We start from the raw sequence: 17,233 nt of genomic DNA on the forward strand, positions 1-17,233 counted from the left end.
TGGAGGAAAGGTATGGCTGATTCAAACCAAAGAATGAAGGACCTCATCAAAACCCTGAACGAAGCAGCAAGAGTCTACTATGTTGAGGGAAATGAGATAATGTCCAATTTCGAGTACGACCGTCTTTATGACGAGCTTCAGGCTCTTGAAGAAGAGACCGGAGTTGTGCTCAGCGGTTCCCCGACTCAGAGGGTAGGATACGAGGTTCTTTCGGAGCTTCCAAAGGAGGCCCACAAAAGCCCCATGCTTTCTCTCGATAAAACAAAATCCGTGGAGGACCTTGCGGCATGGCTTCAGGACAAGGAAGGTCTTCTCAGTTGGAAGATGGACGGACTTACCGTAGTTCTTACCTATAGAAATGGTGAGCTTGAGAAGGCTGTCACCAGAGGAAACGGCGAGATAGGTGAGGTGGTTACTCAGAATGCAAAAGCATTTGACAATGTCCCCACCAGGATAAGCTTCAAGGGAGAGCTGGTTCTGAGAGGCGAAGCAATCATCAGCTACTCTCATTTTAATGAAATAAACGAGACCATTTCCGAAGCGGACGCAAAGTACAAGAACCCGCGAAATCTCTGCTCGGGATCGGTACGTCAGCTTGACGCAAGAGTAACGAAGAGCCGCCATGTGGAGCTGATGGCATTTGCACTGGTAAGCGCTGTGGAGGCGGATGGCTCAGAGGTGGATTTTGGAAACTCAAGGGAAGCCCAGTATCTGTTTTTGAAGAAACTCGGATTCGATGTGGTGGACTATAAAAAGGTTACTAAGGATAATATTTCGGAAACAGTGCAGTGGTTCTCCGAGGAGATAAAGACCAATGACTTCCCCTCCGACGGCCTGGTTCTGATTTACGAGGATATCGCCTACGGCCTCAGTCTCGGCCGCACAGCCAAGTTCCCAAGAAATGCCATTGCCTTCAAATGGAGCGACGAGCAGGCGGAAACCACCCTTCGTGAGGTGGAGTGGTCCCCAAGCCGTACGGGACTTATCAATCCTGTGGCAATCTTTGACCCGGTGGAACTGGAGGGTACAACTGTTACGAGAGCCAGCCTTCACAACATTTCCTATTGTGAGGACATGGACCTGGGAATCGGCGACAGGGTGACTGTTTATAAAGCAAACATGATCATCCCTCAGATTGCGGATAACCTTACAAAAACCGGAGGTCTGGAGCCGCCGAAGATGTGCCCGGCCTGCGGTCACGAAACCGAGATCCGCATGGACAATGAGGCGAAGTTCCTGTATTGCCGGAACCCCGAGTGCCCTGCCAAGAAGATAAAGAATTTCTCCCTGTTTGTGAGCCGGGATGCTCTTAATGTTGACGGCCTCAGCGAGCAGACATTGGAAAAATTCATCGGCCACGGATTCATTCACACCTACAGCGACGTTTTCCATCTCGACAGATACCGTGACGACATCGTTTCCATGGAAGGCTTCGGCGAGAAGAGCTATGAGAATCTCACAAAGGCCGTTGATAACTCAAGGAATACCGAGCTTTACAGACTGATTTACGGTCTCGGCATCGCAGGTATCGGTCTTGCCAATGCTAAGGTCCTGTGCAGATTCTTCGGGAATGACATTGACAGACTCCGGAAGGCTACGGTGGAGGAGTTACTCGAGATCGAGGGCATCGGACAGGTTCTTGCGGAGAACATTGTAAAGTACTTTGGAGATGAGAAGAAGACTTCGGAGCTTCAGGGGCTTTTACAGGAGCTGACTATCCAAAAGCAGGATGAGAGTGATGATACCCCTAAGACTCTTGAAGGAATGTCTGTGGTTATCACCGGGTCACTCACACATTTCTCGAACCGTAAGGAGCTTCAGGACTTGATAGAGAAGGCAGGCGGCAGAGCAGCAGGTTCAGTTTCCGCAAAAACCGCATATCTTGTGAATAACGATATAACCTCAACCTCCGGCAAGAACAAGAAGGCGAAGGAGCTGGGGGTTCCGATTGTTACTGAGGAGGAATTCCTGAAGATACTCGGAATATAATAGTTGATAAGAAGGATGCTGTAACAGAAAAGCAGTTCCCGTAGGTATTCGGTAAACAGTAAAAGATGTGTAACGGGAGATTCACATGGTTTTTAACTCACTGGGATTTCTGGTATTTTTCCCAATTGTGCTGATCATATATTATATAGTGCCCAAGGGGGTTCAGAATTTCTGGCTGCTTCTTTCGAGCTACTGGTTTTACATGAGCTGGAATCCGCGGTACGGTCTTTTGCTTTTGATCTTCACCATCTTCACCTATATATGCGGGCTTGTCTTGGGGAAAGATTCAGGAGCAGCCCGGGCTAATCCGGGAGAGATCGGAGTGACAGAGGTCGGCCACGGTATGAAGGGTGTGAATTCGAAACGGAAGCGGATCCTGGCATTTTCCTTGTTTGTGGTTTTCGGCCTCCTTGCATTCTTCAAGTACACGAATTTCCTGTTGGATAATGTCTCCGGCCTGCTTGCAAGGCTTTCCGTCAACCTGTCTGTGAACCATCTCAGCATCGTGATGCCCGTTGGCATTTCCTTCTTTCTGTTTCAGTCGGCGGGGTATCTCATTGACGTTTACAGGAAAGAAATACCGGCTGAGAAGAATTTCATCAACTACGCCCTTTTCGTAAGCTTTTTCCCTTCCATTCTTTCGGGTCCCATCGGACGGGCGCCGGCTTTGCTGCCCCAGTACCTTAAGCCCAGGAGCTTTGACTGGGACAGTGTCTCGGAAGGTTTCCTTCTCATGCTTTGGGGATTTTTCCTGAAGCTGGTGATTGCGGACCGTGCAGCAATCCTGGTGAATAATGTTTACGCCGGGTATCATAACATTTACGGCTCAGCCATAGTGGCAGCCACAGTGATATATGGAATCGAGATTTACTGCGATTTCTGCGGTTACTCCACCATAGCAACAGGCGCTGCAAAGATGCTTGGCGTCCGGCTTATGGATAATTTCAACTGTCCTTACTTCAGCGTTTCGGTTCAGGATTTCTGGCGCCGCTGGCATATATCCTTATCAAGCTGGTTCAGGGATTATCTGTATTTTCCCCTGGGAGGAAGCCGCTGCAATATTTTCAGACGCTACTTCAATATCATGGTGGTGTTCATCGTCAGCGGTCTCTGGCACGGAAGCCAGTGGAGCTACATTGTCTGGGGAGCTTTAAACGGAATTTACCAGATCATCGGAAGCCTTCTTCTTCCTATAAGAATTAAAGTTTTGGGTTTATTCGGCTTTGATAAAGATGTTCTTGATCCAAATAAAAACCCTGCTTTTATTGATTTCAAGATGACTTTGCTGAAGCTTATCAGAATCCTCATCACCTTCTGCCTCATCGATTTTGCCTGGCTCTTTTTCAGGGCAGCAGGACTTAGGGATGCTGTTATGATGCTTCAACAGATACGCTGCAATTTCGGAGCATCTCAGTTCAGCCTTCAGTACCTTTACTCTCTGGGACTTGACATGAAGAATTTCCTGCTTCTGATTTTCGCCACGGTTATCCTTTTCATCGGAGATTTTGTGAAATATCGCGGAGGCTCCGTAGGAAAGTGGGTTCTTCAGAGGCCAATGATTCTGCGGGAGCTTATCATTGCCCTGTTCATACTTTTTATTCTGATCTTCGGAATATGGGGTAATGCCTACAATGCGTCAAGCTTTATTTATTTTCAGTACTGATACAAGATTTGAATGCTGGTCCTGTTTTAGAGCCGAAAAGAATTACGGCTATTTGTAAGAAATTACGGTTGGAAAACAGCTAACTAATTGTGCTATACAGATGGGGAGAGGACACCTTGGAACTATCAGGTATCTGTTTGTATTTGGGATTATAATGCCAAAGGTGACGGAATGGGTATTAATATGAAATATTTCAAACGGGTTCTTTCCGTTATTTTGGTGGTGGTTCTGGTCTTCGGAGGCATTTTCCTTGCAGACAAGGTAACCGAAAGATCGGTGAGCCGGAAAAAATATAGTAAGTTTTTTTCTGAACAAAAAGAATATGATGTACTGTTTTATGGCTCCAGTCATGTGCTGAGCGGTATACAGCCCATGGAGATATGGGATAAGTACGGCATAACCAGCTATAATCTGGCGGGACATGCGGCATCCCTTGGGATGTCTTACTGGGTGCTTCGGGAGAGTCTTCAGTACCATAAGCCTAAACTTGTGGTTCTGGATATTTACGATATGTATGCATTTGACCAGCCATACATGGATGTGAGTTTTATGCATTATTCATTGGATGCCTATCCCATGAACAGGATTAAGTTTGAGGCGGTTCGGGATCTTTTGAAGGGAAGATCCACAGGGGAAATGACGGAGCTGTTTTTTCCGTTTTCCGTTTATCACAGCAGATGGAATGAGGTTAACGAACAGTCCCTTAAAGAATCCTTCAGTGATGATTATTTCAATACCAACTACGGCTCCGAAGCAAGATATGGTGTGGCCGTTCCCCTGGACATCGACAGAGTCCCGGTTTCAGATGTGACAGAAGGATCCGTGGGAGCTGACGATTACATCAGAGGCTTTGTAAAGATATGTGAATACGCGGGGGTTCAGGTTTGTTTCATGAGGATGCCTTATCCGGCATCGGTTGAAAACCAGCGTGCTGAAAACAGAGTTATGAAGCTGGCGGAAGAACTGGGGGTTGAGGTTATTGACATGATGTACGATGTGGAGGGACTCTCCGGCGATTCAACAGGCATCGGCAAAGAGCAACTGACAGTGGATAATTTATTTGGAACCGGAAATGAATCCGTTCAGGTTGAAAGTGCAGGTGTAATACAGCGTAATACAGATTCAGCCGGAATCGAAGCTGAGGTAAACAGCAGGAAACTCAGTTCCATCGTGGTTGACTGGGACACTGATCTGGTGGACCCCAATGCTCATCTTAATGCTTATGGCGCATACAAGGTAAGCATGTTCATGGGGGAATGGCTGAAGAGATGTTACGACTTCTCAGACAAGAGAGAGGACCCCGAATACGCGAACTGGAATGAAGATTTTTCAAAGTTTTATCTTCCGGCTCTCAATATGGATCTGGCGCTTCAATCGGATTTCAAGACCTGCCTGATGCTCTCGGCCTATCCTGAATATGAAACAGAGTTGCAGGTGACAGAGCATTATAAGCCTGATGAGGTTTGCGAGAAACTCATAAAGGAACATGGCGACCTCATAACCATAGGTACCTTTAGGAAAACGAACTGCGAGGATGGTGCTGAAGCAGAAGAAACAGATTCCACTGAAATCGGTGAAGCTGTTTCCGATAAACCAGAGGAAGCCGACGTCACCGGAACAGGAGAAACATTCGAAGGCTTTATATTAGAACCCGGGCAGACGGCATGTTTCTATGATCTGGACGGGCAGACCCTGGGAACAGAACCGGACGCATCAACCCTTACAACCCCTGTGGCAAGGATTTTTGTAAAGCTTCGTGACACCGGCGAAGTGGTGGCTGATAAAGTATTTCTTCAATAGAAAGGACATCAATGAATACTGACAACTTTGACATATTTTTTCCTCACCTTGGGGTGGGAATCGAGCATCTGAAAAATGACATTCACATCTTTGGGTTCCGTATAGCTTTCTATGGAATGATCATTGGCTTCGGAATGATTCTGGGATTTCTTATTGCAAGCATTGATTACAAGCGACGGGGCCTCAAAGTGGATGACATTCAGGACATGGGACTTTACACTATCGTTTTTGCTATCCTGGGTGCGAGAGCCTACTATGTTGCCTTTGAGTGGAAGTATTATTCACAGCATATTAATGAGATTCTGAACATCCGTCAGGGTGGACTTGCCATATATGGCGGAATCATTGTAGGCATTATCGGCTGCACACTTTTCTGCAAGCTAAAAAAGATCAATGTCCTCTCCATGATGGATTCAGCGGTTCTCGGACTTCTGGTGGGCCAGAGTGTGGGAAGATGGGGCAATTTCTTCAACACCGAGGCCTTCGGCGGATACACAGATTCTCTCTTTGCCATGAGGATAAAGGAGTCTATCGTAAACTCCAATATGCTGAATCAGGATGTGCTGGAGCATGCAGTAAAAATCGGAAACGAACTGTTCATCCAGGTTCACCCCACATTCTTCTACGAGTCAATGTGGAACCTTTGTACAGTTATCATCTTCTTCCTGATGGCACCCAAAAAGAAGTTTACCGGACAGATCATATTCCAGTACCTTCTCACCTATGGGATCGGACGATTCTGGATCGAAGGACTTCGCACGGATTCCCTCTACCTCTGGGGAACCAACATCGCAGTATCCCAGGCATTGTCCGCCTTCATCGCCATCCTGGGCGCCGGCCTCCTGATTTACAACTTCGCAAAAGTCAAAAAGCAGGGCCCCGACAAAGTGCTCCTGGCCGAACGTGCAGCCCTTGCAGCAGGCGAAGTAAAACCCGAACAGAGATCTTAGTCAGAGAAGTTCTCGGCTGCTTTTTTTATCCTCATACAGCATTATATCATCACCCAAAACGCCGACATTTAATGTAGATAAGCTGCATTATGTCCGGCGTTTTTTGCCGCCCTCGAATACGGAGAAACCATGATCCAGAAGACCTTCATCGTACATGACGAAAGTGAGACCTTTGAATTACTTGCAAGCGCAAAGCTGTATTCCCTTTACCAGAATGCCAGGAGTACCTTTGCCTTTTTAAGCTGCTCCAACGCGACGCACATCCAGATTCAGCAGGTAGGCAGAGTGCTGAAAAGCGCCTACCCGGGAATCAAACTGATAGCGGGATCCCAGGCAGTAAATGATGGCATAAATGGAAGGTGTACAGTAAGGATAAGCTTCTTTTATTTTGATGAAGCCGAAGTGGAAACCTGTACCCTTGACTATAACAGCTTAAGTCGGGAGGAAGCCATAAGCCGTGCGGTGGAGTTTCTTAACTTACATGAAAACCTAAAGGGTGTCTGCGTCATGTCTATAGGCGGAGACATAGGAAGCAGATATTTTTTGGAGAAGGTTTCCGCACCCTTCCCGGGGGTGCCCTTCTTCGGAGGCCTTGCGGGAGAACCGGTGGAGTCTAAGCTTCCGGAGGATCAGTCAGGCTTTATCATGACAGATCATATGACAGACAGAGGCATTGCTCTGGCTGCATTTTTCGGTGAGAACCTTCATATCATGATGAACCAGCAGCTGCCATGGAAGGCGGTAGGTCGTGAGCTTACCGCAAAGATAGACAAAACCAAAAAGAATAAACTTGCGGATATCTGCCTTACAAGTCTTGATGATCAATCTCCGGTTGATATTTACAAGCATTACCTCGGGGTGGAGCTTAATGATTATTTCCTTCAGAACGTGAGGGAATTTCCACTTATCGCAAACCATAATGAGGAAAAGAATATATTCATCCCTATGGATTTCAATGACTCCGGAGAATTGTTTTACAACGGCGGCATACGTGATGGTGACAAGCTGAGGCTTGGTTACGGAAACCCGGAGGACTTTCTCAGAAAAGCAGATGCCGGCAGTAAGATAATTGATTCCTTCGGTGCGGAGGGGCTTCTTATTTTCGTGTGCTATATCCATAAGATGATACTTAAGGATAAGAGTGGTGAAGAAATAAAATGTTATCTCAGAAACTGTGTGGGACTTAATTATTATTATGCAATGGGTGAGATCTGCGGTTTTGCAGGGAACGGAGAGATCCAGAACGGAACACTGGTGGCAGTTGCCATGAGAGAGGGAGAAAAGAATGCGGAGGTTAAGAATGATCTTTTCAAGCTCCAAAGTGACTATGGCAAACGGGACATAGTCCCCCTTAATGAGCGACTTCTGAATTTCCTGGAGGTCACCACCAACGAGTACGACGAGATGGCCCATATTGCAGAGCAGGCCAACAAGGCAAAGTCGGATTTCCTGTCCAACATGTCTCATGAGATTCGCACCCCTATCAATGCTGTCCTGGGAATGGATGAGATGATCCTCAGGGATACCGAGGAGCCAAAGACCCGTAAGTATGCCGAGAACATCCAGGATGCCGGCAATATCCTTCTGTCTCTGGTGAATGACATACTTGATTTCTCGAAGATCGAAGCCGGAAAGATGAACATCATCCCGGTGGAATATGATTCCAGATCCGCTCTGAATGATCTTCTCAACATGGTGAAAAAGCGTGCCCAGGACAAGGGCCTCGACCTGAGAGTCCAGGTGGATCCCAGAATTCCCTGCATCATGCGCGGCGATGTCATCAGGCTGAAGCAGATCGTTCTCAATATAATTAACAATGCAATTAAGTATACAAACTATGGCTCAATCCTGATTCGCGCGGTTCTCCTCAATATGGATCATGATGCCGGCACAGTTATCCTTAGGTGTAATGTTATCGACAGCGGCGTAGGCATCAAGCGGGAGGATATCCCCAGGCTTTTCAATGCCTTTGACCGCATCGAGGAGAAAAGAAACCGGGGCGTGGAGGGAACGGGCCTCGGCATAAACATTACCCAGAAACTCCTTCAGGCCATGGACAGCCATCTGGAGGTGGAAAGTATCTATGGCATCGGGTCAATCTTTAGCTTCAATCTGAAGCAGGAGGTTGTGGACTGGTCACCGGTGGGTAACTTTGCGCTTCTTATCAGTAAGGACAGACGCCAGAATCAGGTTTACAAGCCGGGCTTCACTGCGCCCAAGGCCAGGATTCTGGTGGTGGATGATGCCCCCATGAATCTTCATGTGGTGGAAGGGCTTCTGGACGGAACGGAGATTCAACTCGACACGGCGGTCAGCGGGGCGGACTGTCTCATCTGGATACAGCAGAACCGCTATGACCTGATACTGCTGGACTACCGCATGCCGGAGATGGACGGCATCGAAACCCTGCATGAGATTCGGAAGCTCGGGGACTGGAGGGCTACGGTTCCGGTTATCTGCCTTACGGCCAATGCCATGACCGGCGCCCGTGAGCAGTACCTGAAGGCAGGTTTCGACGACTATGTGACGAAGCCTATCAAGCCTCAGCTTCTTGAAGAGGCCATAATCCAGTATCTTCCCAGGGAGCTTGTGAACCTTAAGGATGCTCCGGCAAAACCTGTGGACGAAGAGGGCAGATCTGCCGAGATCAGAACGGATGGTCAGGGTAATGTTTCCGGCCCGCCGTATCCGGCCTCCCTTTTCATGAATGAGGAGCTGGACATTTACCATGCTCTCAATGCCTGCGCCGGCCCCAAGATGTTTGTGAGGAGCCTCAAGGAGTACATCAAGAGATTCCCCGCTGCTGTGGAAGAGATACAGGCACTTTATGACAGCCGGGACATCAAGGGCTTCACCATCAAGGTTCACGCTCTCAAGAGCTCTTCCTTCCTGGTTGGCTTTGTGAGACTGAGCCGTCTCTGTGCCCTTCTCGAGAAGGATGGGGACGCGGGAGACATTGCCGACATCGACGAAAAGGTACCGGAGCTCTTCCTTCTTGCAAAGAAGATAATGTCCTATGAGTATGACTTTGAAGAAGGAAAGACCGGAGGCATGGGAGAAATCGATCCCGCAGGTCTTCAAAAAGCCTATGGCGCCATAAAGGAAGCTATAGAGGAGTACGATTTTAACAAGCTCACCGGCATACTTGAATCCTTATCCAGATATAACCTGCCGGAAAAGGAAAGAGACAGAGTAAAGCGACTCTCTGATGCAGCAGACGAGTTCGAGTGGGAACAGATGAGCGAAATACTAAACGAATCGTAATGGGGTCAGCCCCCCATTACTGTTACCACAAGACAGCTCGTCGACGACGGCGTCTACCACAAACATATTTTGAGTCATATAGGACTCTAAGATGTACAAATTAGCTCTGACATGGTACACTAGGTGCGCTGTATCAGGGCTTCTTTGAATTAGAGAAGCTTGGATTATATGGAAATTCAACACTTTTTAAGGAGATATAAATTATGAAGCTTGGAATCGGCGTCAGTGCCTGATTTCACGTATCTCTCCATAAGTTCTTAAGCCTTATTATTTCGGAATTCCCAAATATCATAAATTTCACATAAATTCCCATATCTTCATAAAAAATATAAAATATTAGCGTAGCGATAGCGTAAGTACTGGCGTAGTTCGGTAGACTTGGCCATGATGATAAGTAAGTGATAATAATAGTTACTTCCCAAAATGAGCCTTAGTGCATACGCGCTTATTCATGAGCGCCTTGATAAATACAAAACAAACCCTTCCGGGTATGTCATTAGATGGATAATTACTTCTGCTATTTGACATGAACTGCGGAGGGTTTGTTTTTTTAGATCTAACCGATTTATTTACCAACTTATTTACCAATGTGATATAATGAATCTGGTTGGTAAATACATTGGTAAAAAGGTTGGTAAATCTATGAGTTTGACAGATAAGATTATCGAGCTATGTTCTTATGACGATGAACAAGAATGGTTTGAATTTAAAGAGAACTGGTTTCAGCCGGAAGAGCTTGGAGAATATGTTTCTGCGTTGTCGAATGCAGCAGCATTTCATTATCAGGAAATGGCGTATTTTATTTGGGGTGTTAATGATGATACTCATGAGATAGTTGGAACCAATTTTAATCAGTACTGTGACTATAACAAAGAACCGTATCAAAATTACTTGGCTAGAAATCTTTCTCCAAGTATTAATTTTTCTTTTGAAGAGGTAGAAATCAACGGTAAAAGAGTAGTTGCATTACTTATTCCACCGGCAACGGAAATCCCCACATCTTTCCGTGAAACTCGTTTTATCAGAATTGGATCTTCAAAAAATAATATAAAGAAATATCCAAAACGTGAAATCCAGCTTTTTAAAATTTTGGACGGGCGTATAGAAACTATAGAGACTATTCCAGCAAAATATCAGGACTTAACCTTTAACAAACTGTTTGGATATTATGGCTCAAAAGGGATAGTTCTTAAAGAAGAAACGTTTGAGAAAAACTTAAAACTTAGAAATAAAGACGGTGAGTATAATATGCTTGCCCAGCTTCTATCAGATAATTCTCATATACCGCTCAGAGTTTCAATATTTGAGGGGAAAACGAAGAGTGCGCCTTTGTTTTCTGTTCGAGAATTTGGCAATAATTGTATTCTTTATTCGTTGGATAGTTTGCTCCAGTATGGAGATGTTTTGAATATTATACAAGCGGATGAAACAGACAGAGTCGTTGAACGCAAAGAAGTACCTTTGTTTGATAACAAAGCATTTCGCGAGGCTATTATTAATGCAGTACTTCATAATTATTGGGTGTCCGGAAATGAACCGATGATTTCAGTTTATTCTGATAGAATCGAAATATTATCCAGAGGGACCTTGGCACCGGCACAGACAATGGAAGGGTTTTATCTTGGTGAGTCTGTTCCGGTTAATGAGAAATTATCGGAGATATTCTTGCAACTGCATATTAGTGAAAAGTCTGGAAGAGGAGTTCCTACCATTATTGACACATATGGCAAGGATGCTATTACCTTTAGAGAAAATTCAATTGTGGTTACGATTCCGTTTAACAGGCTTAATGAAGTTGGTAAAAAGATTGGTAAAAAAGTTGGTAATTCCGATGTGGATAGACCTATATTAAATCCCAGAAGGCAGACAATCCTGTTAGAAATCAAGCAGAATCCATATGTAACAAAACACGAACTTTCAGAAATAATAGGTATAAGTACTACAGCCATTGATAATAATATTGCTTATTTGAGAAATAATGGTTTTATTGAGAGAGTTGGTAAAACTAAAGGTGGATATTGGGAGGTTATTGAGTGATTAAACCAGATTAGAAATTAAAAAATACTAAATGGTAAGGAAAGTGGAAAAAAGGAGTGCTATTATGACAGAACAATTCAAATGGGTAGATTATTACGAGGAGTTTGCATCAAAGCTTCTTGAGTATAGGAACAACAGAAAAGAACTTATAGATAAAATTGTAAAAGTTTATGATATCCTGTTATTTTTTTTGATGCAAAATGCGCAGATGTTCTGCAAGCGCAATTATTTTGCAGAAACGCATATATACAGACTTTATGCTTCTAGAATGCATCGCAGGAAATCTGCATGGTAAAAAAGCCGAAAAGCCATACCTGTTTTCATGCCGCAGACTATCTGCGGTTTTATTTTGCACTTTTTTATTTTCTTGTTTCGGATTAGCCAATATCTTGTCCCACATACAAGATGAAAGGCAAAGAAGCTTCAGCCAATATTAATGCAGGACAGGAGGATTGCAATGAGTGATTACACTGATGAGAAATTTGTGAAGATATTGAGGCATCTGGCATCACAATTGCCGGCGTACTGGGTTGTGAGTTGTGAAGGGGGAGTGAATTCCAAAAAACTTAAGGAAGAGCTGATGGATGAATTTAAAATGCCTGAGTCCAGTGCCAGAGCGTGTGTGAATGTGGCAAAAAGTAATAGTATCGGACTGATTTTGTATTGTATGTTGGGAAGAAAACTTTAATCAAAAGAGTGCCCTTCGAAGAGTACATAAACCGCGCTACAGAGGTGCGATTCGCCTTTTTGACTTTACGCCAATATATTGATAAAAGAGCCTGATTGTGGTAATGTATTGCTTGCACTTAGGCTCTTTTTCGGAAGAAGGAAAGGAGCTGATCGTATGGGTAGAGATCTGAAAGGTAAAGAACTTGGACCTGGGGTCATGCAAAGGAAAGACGGAAAATATTCCGCCAGATATACAGGTGCAGATGGTAAGCGACATGAGAAATACTTTGATAAAGTATCAGAAGCAAAGAAATATGTCGCTTTGGGAAAACTGAATAATGATGAGGATGTGGACGGCAGAGTAGAGACTCTTACTGTTGATCAGTGGTATCGGTACTGGATGAGGACTTTTAAATCCTCATTGGCGCCAAACACACAAAGGAACTATCGTGACAGGTATGAACGTGATATCAAGCCTCGTATAGGTAAGATGAAGATTACGGATGTCAAAGCTATGCATTGTCAGCAGATCATAAATGCGATGTCTGGTAGATATGCCACAAGCACAATCTATCAGACTTATATTTGCATGGGTTCAATGCTGAAAAGTGCTATGATGAATGACATTATTCCCAAGCAGCCGATTAATGGTGTTGTGATGCCTAAGGATAAAAAGAGAGGTGTGATACACTTCCTTACTATCGATGAGCAGGACCGTTTTGTTGAAGCTGCTAAGAAGACAAGGAATGCGCCGCAGTTCCTGCTTGTTTTACAGACAGGCTTGAGAACGGGAGAGCTTATTGGATTGACATGGGTTTGCGCCAGTTGGCGTAAAATTGGCGTAAACCTCCGAAATAAAATACAAGAAAAGCCCGTAAATTCGGGCATGGAGGAAATATAATGAAATTAGGAATCGTGGGATTACCGAACGTTGGTAAGTCAACACTTTTTAACGCAATAACAAAGGCAGGAGCTGAGTCTGCAAACTATCCTTTCTGTACCATCGAACCGAATGTCGGCGTAGTAGCAGTACCGGATGAGCGCCTCGACAAGCTGGCTGCTCTTTACAACTCACAGAAGATCACACCGGCGGTTATCCAGTTCGTGGATATCGCAGGACTTGTAAAGGGAGCATCAAAGGGTGAAGGTCTCGGCAACCAGTTCCTTTCAAACATCAGAGAGACAGATGCCATCGTTCACGTAGTCCGCTGCTTCGATGACGGCAATATAGTACACGTAGACGGTTCCGTTGATCCTATCAGAGACATCGAAACCATCAACCTTGAGCTCATCTTCTCCGATCTTGACCTCCTTGACAGACGTATGGCAAAGACCAAGAAGCTAGCCAACAACGACAAGGATGCCAAGGCCGAGTACGCCCTCCTCGAGGAGCTTCACGCACACCTCGAGTCAGACAAGCTCGCCATCTCCTACGACGCCGGTGACGACGACAAAAACGCCTTCGTAGATTCCCTCGACCTCCTCACCAGAAAGCCTGTAATCTATGCGGCAAATGTTGACGAAGATTCCGTTGCTGACGATGGCGCTTCCAATGCCTACGTCCAGAAGGTTCGCGAGTATGCGAAAACCAACAACTCCGGAGTATTTGTTATCAGTGCCAGAATCGAAGAGGAAATCGCAGAGCTTGAAGACGACGAAAAGGCAGAGTACCTCGAAAGCCTCGGCATGACAGAGTCCGGTCTCGACAAGATCGTCCGTGCCTCCTACAGCCTTCTTGGCCTCATGTCCTTCCTGACAGCCGGCGAAAAGGAAACCAGAGCCTGGACCATCAAAGTGGGAACCAAAGCTCCTCAGGCCGCCGGCAAGATCCACTCCGACTTCGAAAGAGGCTTCATCAAAGCCGAAGTCATAAACTATCAGGACCTTCTCGATTGCGGCTCCACCTCCGCCGCCCGCGAAAAAGGCCTTGTAAGAATGGAAGGTAAGGAGTACGTCATGCAGGACGGCGATGTTGTAGAATTCAGGTTCAACGTATAAAGCGCATTGCAAACTCCCGAACTTCCTGTAGTTTTAAAAAAGTGAGATTAGAAGCAGTAAAGTGTACAAAGCACTTTGCTGCTTCTTGTATTTTTCGCATTTGTATGCAAAAAAGGTGATTTTAGTAGAGAAACTAATGTTTAAGAATATGCTACTATCGCCTTATACAAAGTGAGGAAAATGGAAGGGATGTGTGGCTAGGCTTGCGAACTGAAAGAACATCTCGAGTGGTTTGTCCGAATGGGGCGCACGTCAGTGCGATCCAGGCGGACAAACCACTCGAGATGTTCTTTCAACTTCGTGAGCCGTCACGCGTCCCTTCCATTTTCCGTACCATTTCAAAAAAACGGTGGAGAAAAATCCCAAAATCCTGGGATTTCCCTCCACCTTATTTTTTTGCGATTTTTACCCCGAAAAAAGATACTATTCTTACATCCCCCACTATCCACCACCAAAGAACCGGTCGCACTGTTCAAGGGCCGGCACGTCAACCGTGCCACTCAAAAACCCACGCAATTCCGCCAAAATTCTGTAAAAATTTCGAAAACTCCATATTAAAATAATTAAAAATCCCGGAGAAAAAACCCTAAAATAATATAAAAATATCCTAAAAATTTATTATAAAATTCAGGAGCTTTACCCCCATTATTACGGTATCTTAGCTTGACACCGATGGTAAAAAATTGCATTATATTTATAGAAGTGGTAGAAAGTGGTAGAAAGTGGTAGGAAAGGGATATGTCATTTACAGGAGAATATCACCACAACCTAGATGCCAAGGGCAGACTTATCATTCCCGCCAAGTTCAGAGACCAGCTCGGAACGGAGTTCACGGTTACAAGAAGCTTGGATGGATGTCTTGCTATGTATGCGTCTAATGAGTGGGAAATCCTTGAAAACAAGTTAAATGCTCTTCCTATGACAAATGAGAAGGCCAGAGGCCTTAAGAGATTTCTCCTCGGTTCTGCCAACACCTGCGAGTTAGACAAGCAGGGAAGAATCCTTATCCCACCGGTTCTCAGGGATAAAGCGAACCTTGATAAGGATATTACATTACTCGGTGTGGGAGATCACATAGAGATATGGAATGCTGATCTTTACAACGAAAAGTACAATTTTGATGATGAGGAAGCTCTTGAAGCCGACTGGGAAGGTCTTGGTATCTGATGTTTAAACATTATTCCGTTCTTTTACATGAAACAGTAGATGGACTCAACATTAAACCGGACGGAATCTATGTAGACGGAACCCTGGGGGGCGGCGGACATGCATCACTTGTATGCGAAAGGTTATCATCGGAAGGAAGACTCATCGGTATAGATCAGGATAAGGATGCCATAGCGGCAGCCACAGAAAGACTGAAGGACCACAAGGACAAGGTCACCATAGTCAGAAGCAACTATGAAGCCATCGACAAGGTGCTTCAGGATCTTTCAATCAGCAAGGTCAATGGCATTTACCTAGACCTCGGAGTTTCAAGTTATCAGCTTGACACCGCAGAGAGAGGCTTCAGCTACAGGGCGGATGCGCCCCTTGATATGAGGATGGACGACAGGAATCCCATAACTGCAGCTGATATCGTTAATGATTACACCGAGTCTCAGCTCTTTCACATGATCAAAAACTATGGGGAGGATAGATTTGCACAGAATATCGCTAAGCATATCTGTCAGTATCGTGAGAAAAAGCGCATAGAGACAACCTTTGAACTGTCAGAGATCATTTCGGGAGCAATTCCCGCAAGGATCAGAGCGACCTCGGGACATCCCGCAAAAAGAACCTTTCAGGCGATACGAATCGAGCTGAACCGGGAACTGGATGTTCTTGAGGACTCCATCGACAAGATGATCGATGCCCTGGAGGAAGACGGAAGACTTTGCATCATCACCTTCCATTCCTTAGAGGACAGGATAGTAAAAAACAAATTCCGCACAGCCGAGAAGCCGTGCGTTTGCCCGCCGGAGTTTCCGATCTGCACCTGCGGAAGGAAATCAAAAGGCAGGGTTATCACAAGGAAGCCGATACTTCCGAGTGAACAGGAGCTTTTGGAGAATTCCAGATCCAAGAGCGCAAAGCTCAGAATTTTCGAGAAACACACAGACTTATAAAACGGACAGCAGAGTCACAACATGTAGACATTAGCATCAGACAGAAACACGAGGCACCGGCCGAAGGGCAGCCTTTGGCCATGGATTGGTCGCACAGCCAGGGATGGCTTTTACATAGTTCCTGTTATATGCGGTAAGAGGGACCGTTAGGAATTCAGGGGAGGAGTAGTTATGGCACGAGTACGTAAGGGTGCAGCGACAACATCTAGAATAGCCAGAACTTATGTAGATGGAAATACTGTACGTAAGGTACAGGACAGACGTCAGGAGGCGCTGCGTCAAAAGCAGAAAAAACAGAAGGCGCTTGAGCGCGAAAAGATATTACAGGATCGTGAGAAACAGTACAGAGCTCAGCAGGAGAGACTCAGAAACAAGACAGTGGAGATGGATGCGCCATTTATCGCAACTCTTGCTATAGCCCTTACATGCACACTTTTAATGTGCTTTTCTTACATTCGCCTGCAGACAAATATTAATACGAGGATTCATTCCATAGAGCTTATGAAGCAGGAGCTTGACAAGCTTAAGTCCGAGAACGACGCTCTTCAGAACAGTATCGACACTTCACTGGATCTTGACAGGATCTACCGTGTTGCAACTCAGGAGTTAGGTATGGTTTATGCTGATGACAGTCAGACCATCTTATATGATAAGACTGAAAGCGAGTACGTAAGACAATATGAGAACATCCCAAAATACTGATAATGAAAGAAAAGTCAAAAGGGGAAAGATTCTTTCCCCTTTTATGCAGAGAA

The 17,233-nt window shown here is 45.3% G+C and carries 14 protein-coding genes; all 14 read left to right on the top strand.

Translation table 11 applies throughout. The features are described from left to right. Positions 1–12: 12 nt before the first annotated feature. Positions 13–1,989 (top strand): NAD-dependent DNA ligase LigA, encoded by a 1,977-nt coding sequence (ligA, locus tag BLV86_RS08515; RefSeq protein WP_090816290.1) that lies wholly within the window; start codon positions 13–15, stop codon positions 1,987–1,989. A gap of 85 nt (positions 1,990–2,074) precedes the next feature. Next, complete coding sequence (locus BLV86_RS08520; protein ID WP_090816291.1) at positions 2,075–3,652, top strand: MBOAT family O-acyltransferase; 1,578 nt, start codon at positions 2,075–2,077, stop codon at positions 3,650–3,652. A gap of 171 nt (positions 3,653–3,823) precedes the next feature. Then, positions 3,824–5,452: a hypothetical protein gene (locus tag BLV86_RS08525; RefSeq protein WP_090816292.1), complete on the top strand. Its 1,629-nt coding sequence runs from the start codon at positions 3,824–3,826 to the stop codon at positions 5,450–5,452. A gap of 11 nt (positions 5,453–5,463) precedes the next feature. Next, positions 5,464–6,402 carry a prolipoprotein diacylglyceryl transferase gene (gene lgt / locus BLV86_RS08530; RefSeq protein WP_081828043.1) on the top strand — a complete coding sequence of 313 codons (939 nt, stop codon included), beginning with the start codon at positions 5,464–5,466 and terminating at the stop codon, positions 6,400–6,402. Between the two features lie 129 nt (positions 6,403–6,531). Then, on the top strand, positions 6,532–9,666 hold the full coding sequence (locus BLV86_RS08535; RefSeq protein WP_090816293.1) for a response regulator: 3,135 nt from the start codon (positions 6,532–6,534) through the stop codon (positions 9,664–9,666). A gap of 597 nt (positions 9,667–10,263) precedes the next feature. Beyond that, the gene (locus tag BLV86_RS08540; RefSeq protein ID WP_242840058.1) at positions 10,264–11,703 is read left to right on the top strand and encodes an RNA-binding domain-containing protein; all 1,440 of its coding nucleotides are present in this window, start codon (positions 10,264–10,266) and stop codon (positions 11,701–11,703) included. A 64-nt stretch (positions 11,704–11,767) separates the two neighbouring features. Further along, positions 11,768–11,998: a hypothetical protein gene (locus BLV86_RS08545; RefSeq protein WP_090816294.1), complete on the top strand. Its 231-nt coding sequence runs from the start codon at positions 11,768–11,770 to the stop codon at positions 11,996–11,998. A 162-nt stretch (positions 11,999–12,160) separates the two neighbouring features. Further along, the gene (locus BLV86_RS08550; RefSeq protein ID WP_090816295.1) at positions 12,161–12,391 is read left to right on the top strand and encodes a hypothetical protein; all 231 of its coding nucleotides are present in this window, start codon (positions 12,161–12,163) and stop codon (positions 12,389–12,391) included. Further along, the gene (locus BLV86_RS18760) at positions 12,367–12,486 is read left to right on the top strand and encodes a hypothetical protein (RefSeq protein ID WP_139297899.1); all 120 of its coding nucleotides are present in this window, start codon (positions 12,367–12,369) and stop codon (positions 12,484–12,486) included. The genes BLV86_RS08550 and BLV86_RS18760 overlap by 25 nt, the downstream gene beginning before the upstream one ends. A gap of 61 nt (positions 12,487–12,547) precedes the next feature. Next, complete coding sequence (locus BLV86_RS08555; RefSeq protein ID WP_049962260.1) at positions 12,548–13,273, top strand: tyrosine-type recombinase/integrase; 726 nt, start codon at positions 12,548–12,550, stop codon at positions 13,271–13,273. Further along, on the top strand, positions 13,273–14,370 hold the full coding sequence (ychF, locus tag BLV86_RS08560; protein WP_031549117.1) for a redox-regulated ATPase YchF: 1,098 nt from the start codon (positions 13,273–13,275) through the stop codon (positions 14,368–14,370). The genes BLV86_RS08555 and ychF overlap by 1 nt, the downstream gene beginning before the upstream one ends. A gap of 738 nt (positions 14,371–15,108) precedes the next feature. Next, positions 15,109–15,537 carry a division/cell wall cluster transcriptional repressor MraZ gene (gene mraZ / locus BLV86_RS08565; RefSeq protein WP_090816296.1) on the top strand — a complete coding sequence of 143 codons (429 nt, stop codon included), beginning with the start codon at positions 15,109–15,111 and terminating at the stop codon, positions 15,535–15,537. Beyond that, on the top strand, positions 15,534–16,478 hold the full coding sequence (gene rsmH, locus BLV86_RS08570; RefSeq protein ID WP_031549122.1) for a 16S rRNA (cytosine(1402)-N(4))-methyltransferase RsmH: 945 nt from the start codon (positions 15,534–15,536) through the stop codon (positions 16,476–16,478). Before mraZ ends, rsmH begins: the two co-directional genes overlap by 4 nt. Before the next feature lie 171 nt (positions 16,479–16,649). Continuing rightward, the gene (locus BLV86_RS08575) at positions 16,650–17,180 is read left to right on the top strand and encodes a hypothetical protein (protein WP_031549125.1); all 531 of its coding nucleotides are present in this window, start codon (positions 16,650–16,652) and stop codon (positions 17,178–17,180) included. Positions 17,181–17,233: the final 53 nt, after the last annotated feature.

The organism is Oribacterium sp. KHPX15, from assembly GCF_900107835.1.
In the GTDB taxonomy this organism is placed as follows: Bacteria; Bacillota; Clostridia; order Lachnospirales; family Lachnospiraceae; genus Oribacterium.

Bases quoted from the DNA above. Each gene is read 5' to 3' on its own strand.
- BLV86_RS08575 (WP_031549125.1), top strand. From the start codon at position 16,650: ATGGCACGAGTACGTAAGGGTGCAGCGACAACATCTAGAATAGCCAGA.
- BLV86_RS08540 (WP_242840058.1), top strand. From the start codon at position 10,264: ATGAATCTGGTTGGTAAATACATTGGTAAAAAGGTTGGTAAATCTATG.
- BLV86_RS08545 (WP_090816294.1), top strand. From the start codon at position 11,768: ATGACAGAACAATTCAAATGGGTAGATTATTACGAGGAGTTTGCATCA.
- BLV86_RS08520 (WP_090816291.1), top strand. From the start codon at position 2,075: ATGGTTTTTAACTCACTGGGATTTCTGGTATTTTTCCCAATTGTGCTG.
- mraZ (WP_090816296.1), top strand. From the start codon at position 15,109: ATGTCATTTACAGGAGAATATCACCACAACCTAGATGCCAAGGGCAGA.
- lgt (WP_081828043.1), top strand. From the start codon at position 5,464: ATGAATACTGACAACTTTGACATATTTTTTCCTCACCTTGGGGTGGGA.
- ligA (WP_090816290.1), top strand. From the start codon at position 13: ATGGCTGATTCAAACCAAAGAATGAAGGACCTCATCAAAACCCTGAAC.
- BLV86_RS08555 (WP_049962260.1), top strand. From the start codon at position 12,548: ATGGGTAGAGATCTGAAAGGTAAAGAACTTGGACCTGGGGTCATGCAA.
- BLV86_RS08535 (WP_090816293.1), top strand. From the start codon at position 6,532: ATGATCCAGAAGACCTTCATCGTACATGACGAAAGTGAGACCTTTGAA.
- BLV86_RS08525 (WP_090816292.1), top strand. From the start codon at position 3,824: ATGGGTATTAATATGAAATATTTCAAACGGGTTCTTTCCGTTATTTTG.
- ychF (WP_031549117.1), top strand. From the start codon at position 13,273: ATGAAATTAGGAATCGTGGGATTACCGAACGTTGGTAAGTCAACACTT.
- BLV86_RS08550 (WP_090816295.1), top strand. From the start codon at position 12,161: ATGAGTGATTACACTGATGAGAAATTTGTGAAGATATTGAGGCATCTG.